This is a genomic window from Meishania litoralis (assembly GCF_042611095.1).
Classification (GTDB): Bacteria; Bacteroidota; Bacteroidia; order Flavobacteriales; family Flavobacteriaceae; genus Meishania; species Meishania litoralis.
The window spans coordinates 549,060-567,261 of record NZ_JBHFPV010000002.1 but is presented as its reverse complement, the minus strand read 5'-3'; the positions used below and the strand labels follow the sequence as shown (position 1 = coordinate 567,261).

The window sequence follows — 18,202 nt, the reverse complement described above, 5'->3', positions numbered from 1 at the left end:
TAGAATGACTCCTGATTTTTTATCGGCGATAGCGCAACAGCTTTCAAAGCAATTGCCATTTGTAGTTTACCGAAAGCCCAAAGCATCGTTTATCTCGGCCATTTTTCAAGCGGATCCCAAATTGAACACGATCAGGGACTTTTCGGAAACAGGATTTGTATTTGCGCCTTTTGATGCCGACAATCCTTCCTATTTTATAAAAACGGATACGATCCTCAAAGATCCGACACATTATGAAACGGCACCAATAGCTTATAAAAAGGTGGAAAACATCGATTCGGAAGACAAAACCTCCTATATAAAACTGGTGCAAAAGGCCATAACCGAAACCAATAAGGGAACATTTGAAAAAGTCGTACTTTCAAGAAGTATTGTTTTTAAATGTGCGGTCAAGCCTTTAGAAATATTACAGTCTTTGATCCATAGGTACGAAAACGCCTTATGTTATCTATGGTACCATCCAAAAGTCGGTATGTGGATGGGGGCCACACCCGAAAAATTGTTGCATGCCGAAGGTAATCGTTTGACGACCATGTCTTTGGCCGGAACACAAAAATACAATGGAGAGAATACGCCTACATGGGGCGAAAAAGAAAGGAAGGAACAACAATTGGTCACCGAATATATTGCGGCAGCGCTTAAGGAACAAGTAAATAATCTTGAAATCTCCGAAACCGAAACTGTACGCGCAGGAAACCTTCGGCACTTGCGCACAAAGTTATCAGGTACAATGAACCACAATTTGGCATCGGTCATCAAGGTACTTCATCCCACACCTGCGGTGTGCGGCATGCCTTTGGCAGCCACGAAAAAATTCGTCATGGAAAACGAAGGGTACGAACGTAAATTCTACACCGGTTATTTAGGAGAGCTTAACTTTAAGAAAGAATCAGACCTTTTTGTGAACCTAAGGTGTATGGAATTTAGTGGTGGCTTTGCGACGATTTACGTCGGGGGCGGGATTACCAAAGATTCGGTGCCACAAAATGAATGGGAAGAGACCGTCGCAAAAAGTCGCACAATGCTCGACGTACTCTTAAATTGAAAATTATTGGTCTATAACGGGGTGGCATTGTATTTTTGTCGACTATGAAGCATTCGAGTATTCCGTCGGCTAGGTCCGTTGTTCAACATTGCAAAGCAAAGGGACTTGAGAACGTTGTAATTTCTCCCGGATCAAGAAATGCCCCATTGACCATTGGGTTCTCCGAAGATCCATTTTTCAAATGTTTCAGCATTGTCGACGAACGTTGTGCCGGGTTTTTTGCCCTGGGCATTGCGCAGCAGATAAGACGTCCCGTGGTTTTGGTGTGCACCTCTGGCAGTGCCTTGTTGAATTATTATCCTGCCATTGCCGAAGCTTTTTATAGCGATATCCCCTTGGTCGTTATTTCGGCCGATAGACCAGCCTATAAGGTCGATATTGGCGACGGTCAGACCATTCGCCAAGACCGTGTTTTCGATAGGCACATCGGTTATTCGGCCAATTTACGCCAAGATATATCACATTCAACAGAGCGTATTTCATACTATGCACCTCAATGGTTGACAGGTGGTTCGGTCGATCGGTTGCAACAAGAAGTTTTAACTTTCAATGTCCAAGAATTGAACAAGGCCATCAATATTGCGTTGAAGGAACGTACGCCAGTGCACATCAACATTCCTTTTGAAGAGCCGTTGTACGACGTGTCAAAAGCCCCTCCCGTAGATCCTGAATTGGTTTTCAATGATGAAGAGAGCAATCTCGAAATTAAGATGGAAACGTTTTGGGACGTTTGGAATGCTTCGGAACGAAAAATGATTCTTGTGGGGGTGAATCCCCCTAATACAATTGAACAACAGTTTCTCGATGTTCTGGCGAAAGACCCTTCAGTGGTGGTCTTGACCGAGACTACATCGAACTTGCACCATCCAAATTTCTTTCCCAGTATCGATAGCATAATTGCCCCGGTTGAAAAGCTTGAGGATAATGCGACTGTCTTTAAAAAACTACAACCCGATTTGTTGTTCACTTTTGGTGGTCTTATCGTATCGAAAAAAATCAAGGCCTTTCTAAGGGAATATCGTCCCAGGCACCATTGGCATGTCGATTCGAAAAAAGCTTTGAATACTTTTTTCTGTCTTTCACATCACTTTAAAATGGATGCCAACGCGTTCTTTCGTGATTTTGTTCAAGGAATAAAACCAATATCGAGTAATTATTATAGGCAATGGAATGCCTTGAAAGAGCATTATTTGGAAAAAAGGGAAGCCTATTTAAATGAAATGCCTTTTTCCGATATGACGGTTTTCAATCATGTCTTAAAAAGTATCCCCCCGAATTATCAACTGCAATTGGCCAATAGTTCCACGGTTCGGTACGCACAACTTTTTGACCAAGACCCTTCTGTAAAAGTATATTGCAACAGAGGAACAAGCGGTATCGATGGCAGTACCTCTACCGCTATCGGAGCCTCTATGTACCATAAAGAACCTACCATTTTTATCAGTGGAGACCTTGGTTTTCTCTATGATAGCAACGGTTTGTGGAATACCCACATAAGACCCGATTTTCGAATAATCGTGGTCAACAACGGCGGGGGAGGGATCTTTAGAATTCTACCCGGCAAGGAAGACACTGCCAATTTTGAAACCTATTTCGAGACCGTACATGGCCTAAACGCCAAGAACCTTTGTCAAATGTTCGGTATTTCATATAGGTCTTCCGATAATCAAAAATCTTTGCAAGTCGCCCTTAATGATTTCTTTAATGAATCGAATAAACCTCAACTGCTTGAGGTTTTTACGCCGCGGTTTACCAACAATAAAATTTTGCTCGGTTATTTCGATTTTATATCTTCGGAAATTATTAACCATTAATTAATTTGAACACTAACTATTATGAGTAAAAGAGATGATTTAATCGTAAAGTATGCCGCGGATATCAAAGAAAAATTTGGCGAATCCGCCGACATGGATCTTTTGACCAAGGTAACCGTTGGGCTTGGCCCGGCCATCTATAATTTGGATGCTTCAAAGGTTTCAGGCAACGATGATAAAGAATTGGAGACGGTCAAAAACAACTATTTGATTAAAAAACTGGGAATGAAAGATGGTCCTCAGTTAATGGAAGCCATCAAAAGTGTTTTGGATAAATACGGATCATCCAATAAGAATAAACATCGTGCCGTAGTTTACTATATGCTTTGCAAGCATTTTAAAAAGGCCTCGGTTTATAAATAAGATCTATCGGGATAATAAAAACCGTTTCACTTAAGAAACGGTTTTTTTTTGCACCCTACTTGAACTACATTAGCGTCATGATAGCACTAGGAGATTTCAATACGCTTGAAATATTAAGGGAAACAAGCGTCGGCCTGTTTTTGGGCGACGGGGAAGGGAACGAGATTTTATTGCCCAATAAGTATGTGCCCGATACCTTTGAGATTGGCGGTGCGTTGACCGTTTTTTGTTATTTGGACCATGCCGAACGCCCTATAGCCACAAATATTGAACCAGAGATTATAATCAATGAATTCCAGTTGCTCAAAGTAGCCGAGGTCAATGAATTTGGAGCCTTTATGGATTGGGGATTGGAGAAGCACCTTTTGGTGCCTTTTCGAGAACAACGGCATAAGATGGTCGAGGGGCAATGGTATGTTGTTTACTGTTATCTAGATCAAAAAACCAATCGACTTGTGGGCTCGAACAAATTAGAACGTTTTTTGAGCAATGAAAATATCACGCTGACGGAAGGTGAGGAGGTAGAGCTCGTCGTTACCCGCAAGACCGAATTGGGATGGGAAGTAATTATAAACCATAAACACAAAGGCTTGGTATATTTTGATGAGGTGTTCAAAAAAGTATCAGTAGGGGATCTTACCAAGGGCGTCGTTAAAAAAATACGAAAGGATGGAAAGATCGATGTTTCGCTCCAACCCATTGGAGTTGATATTTTAGAGCCGGCCGCCAATAAAATCTACGAAACCTTGCAGGCCCATGGGGGTTTCCTTCCCTTGCATGACAAATCAAGTCCCGAAGCGATCAAAGAAGAACTGCAAATGAGCAAGAAAACTTTTAAAAAAGGGATAGGGACTCTTTACAAAGCAAGAAAAATCCTTATCAAAGCTGACGGTATTCATACAGCCAGATAGCATAATACATAATTATTACTCTTTTGATTATCAGTCTTATAGTAGTTTAACCATAGTTTTTTGGTACTTTGCCTGCTAAAAAGCTATTTTTGTAACAAAAGGCAAAATATTATTGTTAACAATGCCTTATTTTTTGTTAAATTTAGCCTTGACGGTCCCCTAAAAATTGTAAACAGATGCCATTCATAGAAGAAAGTGATTTGTTGGAGCTCCATAAGGACATAGACAAAGCCCAAATAATAAACGAACGCCTTTTAGATCAAATAAAATTCAAGAACAAAGAACTCAAGAGAAGTAAGATCCAGCGAAATGTGCTTGCCGGAATTACCGGACTTTTTTTGATCGGCACTTTGGCAATCACTGCTTTTACCGCCGGGTTGAGCCAGAATAATTTTGAGGCACAGGATCAATATGTGCTTTCAGATATCGATAGTTTGGACGCCATAAAGAATAGGTTGGACAATCTAAAACAGCAAAATGAAGAGTTGAGCTTAGTAAAGGAGTTTTATTTGGCCAAGAACTTTCTTGAAAAAGAAAAGGTCTACTCCGTTCAGGTTAAATCCTTTGTCGATAACAATGTGACCTTGGCATCTGAGGCACTTACCAATACCATGTTCGTTAAAACGAACCCATTTTATTCGTATTCCTTGGGAAACTTCGAAACCTTGCAGGAAGCCCAAAAATTCAGAAAACAATTGGTAGATATCGGGTTTAAAGATGCCTTTGTTGCTTCTTACAAAGAAGGTAAACGTATAAAAATAGAAGATCCATATTAGTTTGTCGAAACTCTCCACTTGGCTCGATGCGGCTAGGTTGCGCACGCTACCATTATCCGTTTCAGGGGTAATAACAGGTACGGCACTTGCCAATTTTCAAAGTTATTCTGACAAGAGGATATTTTTTCTAGCCTTGTTGACCACAATTAGCTTTCAAGTCACTTCAAATTTTGCCAATGATTATGGCGATGGTGTCAAAGGCACCGATAACGAAGGGCGAATCGGCCCAAAAAGGGTCTTGCAAAGTGGAATGTTAACGCGAAATGAGCTGAAGACCGGCATAATCATTTCCATTGTAATCAGCCTATTACTGGTACTTCTTGTTCTATATGTTGCATTCGGAACCGAGTATTTAGAATATTTTCTGCTTTTCACCGTTCTAGGACTGGTCAGCATTTGGGCGGCCGTACGATATACCATTGGGGATTCCGCATATGGTTATCATGGTTTGGGCGATTTGTCCGTGTTTCTCTTTTTTGGCCTTTTGGCCGTTGTAGGAACAATGTTTCTATATACAAAAGAGTGGGTCTGGTGGTCATTTTTGCCGGCTGCCGTAATTGGTCTTTTAAGTACAGGGGTTTTGAATCTGAACAATTTACGTGATTTTGAGAATGACCAAAAAGTAGGTAAGAATACATTGGTCGTTAAGATGGGTTTTCGAAAAGGAAAGCGCTACCATGTATTTTTATTGCTTACGGCATTTGGTTGTTTGATGGTTTTTATCCTATTGAAAGCTGCATTTTGGTATCATTTCTTGCCAATACTGGCCTTTGTTCCGATACTGTTGCATTTGTTGAAAGTTTGGCATACAAAAGAACCTATTAAACTAGATCCCGAGTTAAAAAAACTAGCGCTGAGCACCTTTTTGCTCGCCATGTTGTTTTATATCACTTATAATAATTTTTTGTAATTTTGAATACTAACCACCTAAATCCCAAACACTTTGGAACAACCTATTAGAATACTTATCGTAGAAGACAATGTGATTATTGCCGACGATATGCAATCGATGCTCGAAGAAATCGGTTATGAAATCGTTGATAACGTAATCGTTTATGAGCAGGCCGAAGAGGTCTTGAAGACAAAAGAAGTAGATCTCGTTCTTATCGATATTATCTTGGCATCCGACAAGACGGGCATCGATCTAGGAAAACATATTCGAGAGAACTATAACATACCGTTTATTTTCGTCACTTCCAATTCGGATCGGGCCACCGTTGAGAATGCCAAGACTGTCAAGCCGAACGGTTATTTGGTAAAACCGTTCGAACAGCAAGATCTGTACACTTCGATTGAAATTGCCTTGTCTAATTTTATTTATTCCGATGAAAAGCCAAGTGCTAGTAATGGCAGTTCTGATGTACCTATGTCGAACAGTGTTCTAAAAGATTCGATTTTTGTAAAGAAACAACATCTCTACTATCGCATTCAGTTTGAAGAGATACAGTTTATAAAGGCCGATAATGTCTATCTTGAGGTAAATACGGTCGATAAAAAGTTTTTGGTGCGCTCCCCGCTTAAAGATTATCTTGAAAAACTACCCAAGAACAAGTTTTATCGCGCGCACAAGTCCTACATTGTGAATGTTGACCACATAGATGCCATTAACTCTAAGGATATTATGATAAACAACAATTTGATTCCTATATCGAAGGAATTCAAAGAGTTTATCATATCTGCCATGAATTCTTAGAGCCTAATTTTTTAGGACAAATTCTTTGATTCGGTTTCAAAAATGTAAGGCTTGATCGGAAGTCTTGGTTTCCCATCTTGGGTTTATCTAACTGCAATTCTATTATCGTGAATTATGGTTACGCCTAATATGCCCACAAATAAAATTTTTGATATCCATGAAATGCAAAAAAAACCGATGAAATGCATGGTGAAACCCCATAATTGCATTACACAACAAAAATCGGGCATTACACAACATTATTCCTGAAGATACGGCACAAAACAATAATTTTGAAATCATTAGAAAAGGTACCCCAAACCTTATCATGTTGATAATAGACTTAAAAAAGCTGTGTACGCGTTATGCAGCTTTTTTTTAATGTTTCAGCGATATTCTCTGCAAGAGTTTTATTGATGGGTATTAAAGGTTGTGGCATCAAACGCACAGTTCAATTTGATTTGTTGAAAAAGATCTTGAACCAGAAAATCAAAGTTGTCAACATCATCGTAATTGTTCCGCAACAATTAATTGGTAAAACCGTTCTATTTTTGGCCTGTTCCGTCGATACTATGAAGAATTTGCTTGGCAAGACCCTGGGATTACTATTTATGACTTTTTTGGTCGTTGACCAGCTACCTGCCCAAGAAACCGCTACATCGACTTCAAGTACGTTCGATGTCTTTCAAAATGCCGACTCATCTGCAGCTCGATTTACCTTGTTCTTTGAAACTCCGAACAGGTATAGCGAGAATTCGGCATATGATTGGCTCGAAGTGGTCAACCAATATCTTAATTCGGCACAAAGATCGAATGACTCCACCGAAATGGCCCGTTATGGGCTCATGCAGTCACGATTATACCATGATTTGGGTGAGTATGATAGAAGCTTGGCCATTGCAAAAGAAATTTATCAAAGAGACGAAAAGCTAGATGCCGACCTCAAAGCGGTTCTTCTCGAGCTAATGGACGATGTTTATGGTAAATTAGGATTGTATACTGAACAAATCGAAATTCGAAAAGAAGAGAAAGATTTAGGCCTTACCGATAACATTGCATTTTACGATATCTATTCTAATCTCGGCCTATATCGTAAAGCAATGGAAGATTATATAGATTATGCCAAAAAGACATTGGATGAAAAGAATTATTATCAGGTTGCGGCGCACAAAAATACCGTTGGAACATACCTTAGACTAGATAAGTCTATACCAACCGCCCTTACACGCTTCAAGGAGGCCAGAAGCTATAGTGATCTTAATATGATCGATGTGACCAAGGTCAAAACTGAGAAAGAGATTATCGAGGGTAAACTTCTCAATGCCGAAATCTTGGGTAATATCGGTAAGTGCTATGTTGAGCTTCAACAGTATGAAGACGCCATTCCAAATCTAGAAACGAGTTTGGAGACTTTGGAGGAATACGGAAAAGGGACATTCTCTTCTGAGATCATAGAGAATAGATTGGCGATCGCAGAATGTTACCTGCAGTTGAACGATCTTGAAAAAGCAACGGATTACCTGAGCGATAATCTTACAACTAAAAAGCTGGACAACCTAATCAACAAGAACCGATTACTTTCTCTGTATTATAGTAAAACTTCAGATTATGAAAATTCCGCATTTTATCTGCGACGTATAATTCGCATTAAAGATTCCATCAATGCCAATGAATCGGAGTTGCGTACACAACAACTGGCCGCAGTGATGGACGAAGAAAAAAAGAACACAAAGAAAATAATGGACGCTCAAAAGGAGGATATTGAACGACAGAGAAGCGAAATGATCGCCCAAGATGAGCGTACCAACATAGTATTGATATCGCTGGTATTCACCTTGCTCTTGTTTTCAGGTCTGGTCTATGCATATCTAAGAAGTATAAAGAACCAAAGACTTATTGCCGAGCAAAAGCATATTATCGAAAATTCATTGATTGAGAAAGATTCTCTGTTGAAAGAGATACACCATAGGGTTAAGAACAATTTGCAAATGGTTTCAAGTTTGCTGAGCCTTCAGACCAAGAATACGCGAAGCAAGGCGGCCATTGAGGCTTTAGAAGAAGGTAAGAGTAGGGTAAAGGCGATGGCCTTGATCCATCAGAAACTATATCAGAACGATGATCTTTCGGTAATCGAAATGCAGGGGTACATCGAAAGTTTGATCAACAGTGTTCAATCGGTTTACAAAAAAGGGGGGCATAATATCAACATTACAATTGATGCCGAAGGAGTGGAACTTGATATCGATCGTGCGATTCCCTTTGGCCTGATTTTGAACGAGCTTGTATCTAATTCGTTCAAATATGCTTTTCCTCTTGATGATGAGAATGGCAAAATATATATACATCTTCGTAAAATAGGTGATAAGGAAGGTTACTTCGAGTATACCGACAATGGTGTCGGGCTGCCCGACGATACCGATGAAAGGGCCAATTCTTCAATGGGTATTCGCCTAATGAACCGTTTGGCCAACCAATTGCAGACTAAATTGAACGTAGACAACACCAAGGAAGGAGTTCGGTTCTGGTTCAACTTCGTGTAAGTTCTCACGCCAATGCCAAAATGATACAAGTTGATTTTACCGAATGTGTTGCTGTTAGGCAATAGGTGCTAAATCAAGAAAACACCCTGATCGAAACCTCATTGCTGCCGGCTTTTTTTTTCGGTTTTTCTTAATACGAACCGATGCAATAATCGCGGAAAAAATCTCTTGAGATAAACACCGATTACTTCTTTTCCACCCATGTACTTTTCATGCTTTTTCATTTCGATTGCCAAAATCATTTTTTTTGCAACAAGGTCGACTTGAAGTCCATTTTTGTTTTCAATATCATCCGTTCCTTGAGCGCTTCCATCTCCGGTCAAGGCATTTTTGGCCACATTGGTGTCTACGTAACCGGGGCAAACCATGGTAACATCGATACCGTCTTTTTCATGCTCCAACCGAAGTACGTCAAAAAAACCGTGTAGTGCGTGTTTTGATCCGCAATAGCCGGACCGCGGGGGTGCCCCGAATTTTCCCATTAAACTGGTAACGGTCACAAAATGACCGGCTTGTTGCGAAATAAAATGGGGCAGCACGGCCTTGGTTATGCCTACCGTGCCCAAGTAGTTGATTTCCATTAATTTCTTATAGACCTCTAATTTGGTATCGATGATGTATGACCTTTGACTGATTCCGGCATTGTTTATCAAGATATCGATTTTGCCAAATTCGGCTATAGCCTTTGAAGCGGTTTCGGTCATCGTTTCAGTTATCTCGAGATCCAGAGGAATTACGCTTACCTTTTCTGGATTATGGCACTTGTTTTTTACCCGCAGCAGTTCCACTTCCTTTCTCGATGAGATTATAAGATTACAGTCTCTTGCAGATAAGGCATAGGCCAAAGCTTCGCCGATTCCAGAAGATGCACCCGTGATCCAAACTGTTTTCCCGTTTATCCTGTTCATTTATATAGCTTTCAGACCTAAAATATAGTTAAATTTGAACGCATCGATGAAGGCTTCCTATAAAAAATATATACTCGATTTCAAACGACCTAGCGGTACTTCTCGCGGGGTAATGCTACAAAAAGAAACCTGGTTCATCATCTTGGAGGAACAAGGGAAGTTTGGAATTGGCGAGTGCGGATTGTTAAAAGGCCTCAGTATTGACGATGTGCCTGATTATGAAAAACGTCTTGCCTGGGTTTGTGACAACATAGCGGTGGGCAAAACATCGCTTTTGAGCCAACTGCAGGATTTTCCTAGTATCCAATTCGGAATCGAACAGGCTTTTCTCTCCTTTGCATCGGATCATCCTTTTCGGCTTTTCGCCTCTGATTTTCTTGAAAAGGAGCAGCCTATCAATATTAACGGACTGGTTTGGATGGGCGATGAACGCTTTATGCATGAACAGATCCAGCGGAAAATAAATGACGGCTTCACATGCATCAAGATGAAGATCGGTGCCTTGAATTTTGAGACCGAACTCAAGTTGTTGCGTTCGATAAGAAATGAATATTCCAAGGAGCAGATTGAACTTCGGGTCGATGCCAATGGTGCTTTTAAGAGCGATGAAGCCTTCGAAAGGCTTTCCGTTTTGGCCGAATTAGATTTACATTCCGTTGAACAGCCAATTGCACCGGGTGATTGGAAGACAATGCAAAGACTTTGTAAAAACACTCCGTTGCCCATCGCTCTGGATGAAGAACTGATAGGGGTTTCAGATGTTACGCAGAAAGAAAGTTTGATACGAACCATTAAACCACAACACATTATTTTGAAACCAAGTTTGATCGGAGGATGCCAAAGAAGCCAAGAGTGGATCGATCTGGCCGATAAATATGGAATAGGATGGTGGGTCACGAGTGCCTTGGAAAGCAATATTGGTCTAAATGCCATCGCGCAATGGGCATATACGGCCGGCAGCAAGATACCCCAAGGTTTGGGCACCGGCAGTCTCTACAAAAACAATTTCGATTCCCCTTTGCAAGTTGAAAAAGGGAACCTATATTACAGACAAAACAAGACTTGGAACGTTAACTTAATAAGAATTCTATGTACGTAGAACAGGGTTATAAAGGCGAATTGGGCCTTTGGAAATATTTTTTGATCCCCATGGGATTTATCGGTTTGATGGCATTGAACTATGCCGTGATCAAATTTTTGAATATTGATGTAGAGGCCCTAATGGCCTCTGAAATAGCGAAAAAAGGGGCCAATCGTTTTTTGGTCGAAATGTTGGTGCCTTTTGTGGTGGGTATCGTATTGTTGTTTCTTTGGGTAAAGTACATACATAAGCAGACATTGACTTCGTTGACCACGTCAAGAAGAAAAATTGATTGGAAAAGAGTATTTTTTGCCTTTGGTCTTTGGGCGGCGATTACCATTTCGTTGACCGCGATAGACATGTATTTTTCTCCAGAAGATTATGTTTTCAATTTTAAACCCGAGCCCTTTCTATACCTTATGATAATCGCTTTGCTGTTGATTCCGATTCAGACCAGTTTCGAGGAATATCTCTTTAGGGGGTATATGATTCAAGGGCTGGGTATTATGGCCAAAAATCGATGGGTGCCATTGGTAGTGACATCGGTATTGTTCGGCCTTATGCATATTGGCAACCCCGAAGTGGAAAAAATGGGTGCCGGTATCATGGTCTATTATATTGGCACAGGGTTCTTTTTGGGAATAATGACCTTAATGGATAGAGGTCTTGAATTGGCCCTTGGCTTTCATGCGTCCAATAATTTGGTGACCGCTTTGTTGGTTACGGCCGACAGTACCGCCTTTCAGGTAGATGCTGCATATAAATATGTGGCCGAGCCAACTTTGGGCTTCGATGCCTTTGTTCCCGTATTCGTAATATTTCCTATTTTATTATTTGTTTTTGCACGTAAATATGGATGGACCGATTGGAAAGATAGGTTGACCGGAAGAGTCGAAACCAAAGAAGTTTTTCTAGCGACAAATACAGCACCAATAGATGACGAATGAAATTCACCCGCAATTTAAACTCAACGGCATTCATTTTTCCAAGGAAGGCCTAAAGGAAGTCGGGTATAGTCTCGTCAAGGAGGGGGACCCTTATGAACATGCGATAGGCGATTTTCTGCTCGATTGGTGCAACGAGACCCCCCATATATCTGTCAGAACATCGGGTTCTACCGGAAAGCCGAAGCAAATTCTATTAAAGAAGCAGCATATGGTCAATTCGGCCCTGGCCACCAGTAAGTTCTTTGGATTGAGACCGGGAGATAAGGCCTTACATTGTTTGCCTGCCGAGTTTATAGCGGGTAAAATGATGTTGGTAAGGGCAATGGTACTCGGTCTTGAACTTGATTATTTGCAACCCTCCTCAAATCCGCTCGAATTGCTTTCAAAGCGCTATGACTTTTGTGCAATGGTTCCGATTCAGGTCGCTAATTCCCTGAAAAAACTGAATAACATCAAAACGTTGATCGTAGGTGGCGCGCCCATTTCCAATGCTTTAAGAACGAAGTTACGAAGTGTTGATTGCGAGATTTACGAAACATACGGAATGACTGAGACCATAACCCATATCGCGGCAAGAAAGATGGGTAATATCAGATCTACCGAGGCCGATGCCCATTTTAAGGTCCTTCCGGAAATCAATATATCTCAAGATAAAAGAAGTTGTTTGATTATAGATGCTCCGCACATTTGCGAAGAAATTATCATGACCAATGATGTAGTTCGGTTAATCTCGAAAAATGAATTTGAATGGTTGGGCCGCTATGATAATATCATTAATTCAGGTGGAATAAAATTGTTTCCTGAGCAGATTGAATCCAAATTGGAAGAAACTATTCCTAAGCCGTTTTTCGTAACGGGACTTCCTGATGAGGATTTAGGTGAAAAATTGGTGCTGATCGTGGAAGGCGTCCATGATACCCAGAAATTGGACAGAAAACTGAAGGAACTATCGAACCTTGAAAAGTTTGAGGTGCCCAAAGAAATATATGGGGTGCCCGAGTTTGTTTTTACGCCCAACAATAAAATTGCCAGGAAGAAAACCGTCCAGATCGCTTTGGACAGAATGTGATTCATTTTTGAAATTTGTCAAATTGTGTTTTTTCGTATTTTAATGCAAAATCCATAAAGTATATGAAGAAAATCATATTTTCAATGTTCGCCTTTACGATGATGGTCTCTGCCCAGCAAATACTTCCCGAAAATGAAAGGGCAAGGGTCGTTGATGAGATTTTGGCCGACCGGTTCGATAATTTGCTTCCCAAGTTGATGGACAATACCGATATCGATATGTGGATTCTAATTTCCAGGGAATACAACGAAGACCCGGTGTTGAGGACTATGTTGCCAGCTACTTGGTTGAATGCACGAAGAAGAACGATCCTGGTTTTTTATCGTGATAAGGTAAAGAATACAATCGAGAAATTGGCAGTTGCCAGATACGATGTGGGCGACAATATCAAATCGGCCTGGAACAAAGAGGAAGAACCCGATCAATGGAAACGTCTGATCCAATTGATAGAAGAGCGCAATCCTAAGAAAATAGGTCTTAATTATTCAAAGGACCACAACATTGCCGACGGGCTTGATAAGACCGACCATGATGAATTCATGGCATATTTGCCAAAAAAATACCATTCAAAAGTAGGTTCGGCCGAACAATTGGCGGTACGATGGATAGAAACCAGAACACCACGTGAAATGGTGATTTACAACCAACTGGTCGACATAACACATGACGTTATTTCGGAGGCTTTTTCTGAAAAAGTGATTACGCCCGGTATTACGACAACCTCGGAAGTGGAGTGGTGGATGCGCCAGAAAGTAACCGATTTGGGATTGGAAACATGGTTTCACCCTACGGTAGATGTGCAAAGGAGCAGCGAAGAATTGGTCGGTCACCTCTATTCGTTTTCAGGTCGGCCGAGCGATACGGTCATCTTGCCCGGCGATTTGCTGCATTGTGATTTTGGCATTACCTATTTACGGTTGAACACCGATTGTCAAGAACTGGCATATGTTCTGAAACCAAACGAAAAAACCGCGCCCCAATTTTTGATCGATGCCTTTAAGGATGGAAATCGAGTGCAGGATTTTCTGACCAAGAATATGACCGAAGGCCGTACAGGCAACGAGATTTTGGCCAAAGCTTTAGGGGAGGCAAAGGCTGCAGGGCTGCGCCCTGCGATATATACGCATCCATTGGGGCTCTATGGACACTCTGCCGGTACGACCATTGGCATGTGGGACGCGCAAGGTGGTGTCATGAAAGATGATGGCGAAAACTATCCGTTGAATCCGAATACGGTTTATGCCATTGAACTGAATACAACGGTTAACATTCGGGAGTGGAAGAGAGATATTCGTATTATGTTCGAGGAGGCGGGTTTCTTCGGCGAAAATGGCTTTCGATACGTAAATGGCCGACAAACTGAATTATTGCTTATACCACGGCAAAAAGAACAATTAGGAAATTAGGTCAATCGTATGACGCTTAGGTTCAGTCCATAAATTGCAACTGTTTCAAGCACCGATGATGAAAAAATCTATCTGTTCGCTGGTTTTTTTTCTTTTCTGCGCTTCGGTGTTTTCCCAAGAGTTGACCAAAACTATTTTTGGAACCATATCAGATGATTATGATGTTCTCAAGGGTGTAAATGTTATTGTCAAAGGGAGCGATATTGGTGTAACTTCAGATAATCAAGGAAAGTATAGTATTCAGGCCAAAAAGGGTGATGTTCTGGTTTTTTCGCGCATGGGTATGCTACCTATCGAAATAAAGGTCGAAGATGTCACTAGGGTCTTGAACGTTACGATGTTCGAGAAGGTCGAAGAGCTAAAAGAGGTGACCGTTGCAAAACGCAAGCGTAGAACGCAGCAATATTTTGCTAGAGAATATTACAGGGATTCGAGTATCATTAATTCCAATTTCGGATACCTCAGTCCTGAATTGGTCGGTTACGAGCTTCGAGTCGTTGACGGCAAAAATTTGAATAGAAAGGCCCGTGATATATTGGATGCCATTGCCGAACAATTACCTGGATTCACGGTTCGTACCATCAGAGGGGAGCGTTTTCTTTATGTCTCAAGTTATGGATCATTACGGGGTGAGCCTCCTGTAGCCTATGAGCTAGATGGACATATTTGGAAAGAAGCCCCTGTGGAGTTGGATATTAGAAAGGTAGTTAGAATAGGGGTCATTCCCCCCGATCAGTCAGCGCGTCGGTACGGCCCAGATATTGCACCTGGAGGAATGGTGATTATCAACACAAGTGACATCAATCACGGATCTGACGAAGATGGCAACCGCCCTTTCGATTTGGCCAGACTTCGGGGAAATATTTATCAAGGTGATGCCATTAGTGGCGATGACATAATCAGAAATGAACCAAATTACATCAAGGCCTTACATCGTGCCAAAGATTTTGAAACAGCCAAGAGTATATATCTCGATCAAAGTAAAATCTACGGAGACTCTTACTTCTTTACACTCGACATGTTTCGAATTTTTCGCGAAGAATTCGATGAATTGGCATTTTCGGACCATATCTTAGAAGTTTATATCGAAACTTTCGCATCTAACCCTGTAGCTTTGAAAGCACTTGCCTATTATCTTCAAAGCTATGCTGATTTTGAGGGTGCCAATAGACTATATAAAGAAATTTTTATTCAGAGACCGAATTATGCCCAATCGTACCTTGACTTGGCCAATAGTTATAGAGAAATTGATGATACCAAACGTGCAGCTTCATTATACGCCCGATATAATTATTTGGTAACCCATGATTTCTTGAAAAAAGATACCCTGGCATTTGGTAAAATCATGGATCGCGAGTTTAATAACCTTATAACGTTGAACGGAAGAGACATACTTTTCAAGAATGAAGTCAAAAAGTCCGTGCTGGAGGAAGATTTCAAAGGGACCCGTTTGGTTTTTGAATGGAACGATAGTGAAGCGGAATTCGAATTACAGTTTGTAAACCCTGAGAATCACTATTATACTTCAATGCATGCATTGATCGCAAATGCAGCTCGTATTCGCGATGAAAAACTTCTTGGGTACTCTTGCGAAGAATTTCTGATTGATGAATCATTGCCTGGCACTTGGTTGGTGAATGCAAAGTATCTGGGTAATAAAAAATTGACCCCGACCTATATGAAGGCAACAAGATATTATGACTACGGACGCGTCTCTCAGCGCAAGGAAACCAAAGTATATAAACTGGGATTACGAAACGTAACCAAGAACTTTTTAGTATTAAGAACGCTTCAAGAGTTGTTTCGAACTAAGAATCGGTTTGATTTGGTAAATTTCTGTTATAAGGTGAAGATTTAGCCTATAATAGTCGCAAAATTTTAATTTGTAATATATTTAGCACAAATTGTTTTTATGAGACTATCAGTTACTTTTTTCTTATTATTCATTGGTTTTTTTGCAGTTTCCCAAGACAAGGTCAACATGATAAGTGGTGTAGTGTCCGACATGGGCTACCCTTTGGCCAATGCCAACATTGCAATAAAGGGCCTTGGAGAAGGGGTTCAAACCGACTCGAAGGGCCGATACGAAATAACGGCAAGACCTAGGGATGTTCTGGTCTTCAGCTACATTGGTATGCACACGGTTGAAATCATCGTTGAGGATGTTACCTCGATCCTCAATATTGATATGGTACCAAAAGTTGAAGAACTTGATGAAGTTGTTGTGCAGCAAAAGAAGCCAGAAGGACAGCGCGGCTTGATGCTTGATTATGCCTCAAATAAGAATATCTTTAGAACGGCTTATGGTTATATCGATGCGACAAAGACAGGATACTCCATGTCTAGCATCGATGGCGCCGATTTAAATCCCAGTGCCATAGACTTGATCACGGCATTACAGGGAAAAATTCCGGGGATTACCGTGGCAACGGCAGATGGAGTCAATGGAAGTTCCCAAAGGGTAATCTATATGCGTGGCAGAAGTTCTGCTAATAATCCGAGACCGGTTATCTATGAGGTCGACGGTACCATTTTCGAAACGGCACCTGATTTTTTGCAAATCGACAATATTGATCGCGTAGCCACCATACCTGGCCTGGCGGGCGTCATAAGATATGGGCAGATTGCTGCAGGAGGGGTAATAATCATTAATACCAAAAGAGGAAATGTGATTCGCGAAGAGGGCACGAACAAAGTGTACGATCATGCAAAACTTCGCAACAATATTTTTGACGAAAAGACCGGTGTCAGCAAACTCACCAGAGAACCGCCCAACTATATCGGCTTAATCGATTCGGCTGATTCGGCCGATGATGCATTTCGGATCTATGAAGAACAGAAGAAGTTGTTCGGTAATTCGGCCTATTTTTTTATAGAGTCGTCCAATGTCTTTTTGAACAAATGGAAAAATACTGAGAGATCTCTTGGAATATTGAACGAAATGAAGGAGTTGTTTGCAGATAACCCGAATGTTTTAAAGGCATTGGCCTATACCTATGAAGAAAGGGGACAATTAAAAGATGCTATGGACATCTATATTGCTATTTTCAAGCAAAGACCGCGATACGCACAGTCGTATCGTGACCTTGCCAATAGTTATACCGAAAACGGATTCTATAAAAAGGCATTGTCACTATACGCACGATACGAACAATTGCGAAAATTGGATACAACGACCAGTGACTTTGAAGGTATTGACGGTATAATAGAGGTTGAATCAACCAATCTCATTGCACAAAAAGGTGACGAGATGTCGATTTCTAATGGCGATATATTAGATGCCGATATAGGTGGCACAAGGGTACTTTTTGAATGGAACAATAGTGAGGCCGAATTTGATTTGCAGTTTGTCAATCCCGAAAATCATTATTTTATATCGAGCCATACACTGCAGAACAGTGCAGACATGATCAAAGACGAAAAGCTCAAAGGGTATAGTTGCGAACAATTTTTTATAGACGAGAATATGCCGGGAGTTTGGAGAATCAATATTACGTATTTTGGCAATAAGGGTTTCAATCCTACCTACATCAAAGCAACCACCTATAATGACTATGGCCGCCCATCACAGACCAAAAAAGTGACGCTATTGCCATTGGTGGAAAAGAATATTAATATAGAATTTCTAAAACTTGTGGTCCAGAATCGATTGGTTCGAAATTAAGTTTAA

Annotated in this window: 15 protein-coding genes; 14 read left to right on the top strand and 1 reads right to left on the bottom strand. The window is 40.9% G+C overall.

Annotated elements, in window-relative coordinates; all coding sequences use genetic code 11:
* The first annotated feature begins 4 nt into the window (after window positions 1–4).
* From ACEZ3G_RS11580 to ACEZ3G_RS11545, 8 genes are all read left to right on the top strand, one after another.
* Entirely contained in the window at window positions 5–1,045 is a 1,041-nt protein-coding gene (locus ACEZ3G_RS11580; RefSeq protein ID WP_432425652.1) for an isochorismate synthase, read from the top strand.
* A 44-nt stretch (window positions 1,046–1,089) separates the two neighbouring features.
* Entirely contained in the window at window positions 1,090–2,859 is a 1,770-nt protein-coding gene (gene menD / locus ACEZ3G_RS11575) for a 2-succinyl-5-enolpyruvyl-6-hydroxy-3-cyclohexene-1-carboxylic-acid synthase (RefSeq protein WP_432425651.1), read from the top strand.
* Between the two features lie 21 nt (window positions 2,860–2,880).
* Window positions 2,881–3,222, top strand: coding sequence for a DUF2853 family protein (locus ACEZ3G_RS11570; RefSeq protein WP_432425650.1), 342 nt, complete (start codon window positions 2,881–2,883; stop codon window positions 3,220–3,222).
* 77 nt (window positions 3,223–3,299) lie between these two features.
* Window positions 3,300–4,133, top strand: coding sequence for a CvfB family protein (locus tag ACEZ3G_RS11565; protein WP_432425649.1), 834 nt, complete (start codon window positions 3,300–3,302; stop codon window positions 4,131–4,133).
* A 176-nt stretch (window positions 4,134–4,309) separates the two neighbouring features.
* Window positions 4,310–4,909 carry an SPOR domain-containing protein gene (locus ACEZ3G_RS11560; protein ID WP_432425648.1) on the top strand — a complete coding sequence of 200 codons (600 nt, stop codon included), beginning with the start codon at window positions 4,310–4,312 and terminating at the stop codon, window positions 4,907–4,909.
* Between the two features lies 1 nt (window position 4,910).
* Window positions 4,911–5,819 carry a 1,4-dihydroxy-2-naphthoate octaprenyltransferase gene (gene menA, locus ACEZ3G_RS11555; protein WP_432425647.1) on the top strand — a complete coding sequence of 303 codons (909 nt, stop codon included), beginning with the start codon at window positions 4,911–4,913 and terminating at the stop codon, window positions 5,817–5,819.
* A 33-nt stretch (window positions 5,820–5,852) separates the two neighbouring features.
* Window positions 5,853–6,602 carry a LytR/AlgR family response regulator transcription factor gene (locus tag ACEZ3G_RS11550; protein WP_432425646.1) on the top strand — a complete coding sequence of 250 codons (750 nt, stop codon included), beginning with the start codon at window positions 5,853–5,855 and terminating at the stop codon, window positions 6,600–6,602.
* Window positions 6,603–6,946: 344 nt separating this feature from the next.
* The gene (locus tag ACEZ3G_RS11545) at window positions 6,947–9,121 is read left to right on the top strand and encodes a tetratricopeptide repeat-containing sensor histidine kinase (RefSeq protein WP_432425645.1); all 2,175 of its coding nucleotides are present in this window, start codon (window positions 6,947–6,949) and stop codon (window positions 9,119–9,121) included.
* A 98-nt stretch (window positions 9,122–9,219) separates the two neighbouring features.
* Here ACEZ3G_RS11545 and ACEZ3G_RS11540 read toward each other — a convergent pair whose 3' ends face one another.
* Window positions 9,220–10,029, bottom strand: a complete 810-nt coding sequence (locus ACEZ3G_RS11540) for an SDR family oxidoreductase (RefSeq protein WP_432425644.1) — start codon at window positions 10,027–10,029, stop codon at window positions 9,220–9,222.
* A 46-nt stretch (window positions 10,030–10,075) separates the two neighbouring features.
* Between ACEZ3G_RS11540 and ACEZ3G_RS11535 the strand changes: the two genes are divergently transcribed.
* From ACEZ3G_RS11535 to ACEZ3G_RS11510, 6 genes are all read left to right on the top strand, one after another.
* Entirely contained in the window at window positions 10,076–11,128 is a 1,053-nt protein-coding gene (locus tag ACEZ3G_RS11535) for an o-succinylbenzoate synthase (RefSeq protein ID WP_432425643.1), read from the top strand.
* A complete protein-coding gene (locus ACEZ3G_RS11530) occupies window positions 11,119–12,057 on the top strand; it encodes a CPBP family intramembrane glutamic endopeptidase (protein ID WP_432425642.1) in 939 nt (312 codons plus the stop codon). The genes ACEZ3G_RS11535 and ACEZ3G_RS11530 overlap by 10 nt, the downstream gene beginning before the upstream one ends.
* The gene (locus ACEZ3G_RS11525; protein WP_432425641.1) at window positions 12,047–13,126 is read left to right on the top strand and encodes an AMP-binding protein; all 1,080 of its coding nucleotides are present in this window, start codon (window positions 12,047–12,049) and stop codon (window positions 13,124–13,126) included. Before ACEZ3G_RS11530 ends, ACEZ3G_RS11525 begins: the two co-directional genes overlap by 11 nt.
* Before the next feature lie 62 nt (window positions 13,127–13,188).
* The gene (locus ACEZ3G_RS11520) at window positions 13,189–14,532 is read left to right on the top strand and encodes a M24 family metallopeptidase (RefSeq protein WP_432425640.1); all 1,344 of its coding nucleotides are present in this window, start codon (window positions 13,189–13,191) and stop codon (window positions 14,530–14,532) included.
* Window positions 14,533–14,590: 58 nt separating this feature from the next.
* Window positions 14,591–16,390 carry a carboxypeptidase-like regulatory domain-containing protein gene (locus ACEZ3G_RS11515; protein ID WP_432425639.1) on the top strand — a complete coding sequence of 600 codons (1,800 nt, stop codon included), beginning with the start codon at window positions 14,591–14,593 and terminating at the stop codon, window positions 16,388–16,390.
* Between the two features lie 54 nt (window positions 16,391–16,444).
* Window positions 16,445–18,196 (top strand): carboxypeptidase-like regulatory domain-containing protein, encoded by a 1,752-nt coding sequence (locus ACEZ3G_RS11510; protein WP_432425638.1) that lies wholly within the window; start codon window positions 16,445–16,447, stop codon window positions 18,194–18,196.
* Window positions 18,197–18,202: the final 6 nt, after the last annotated feature.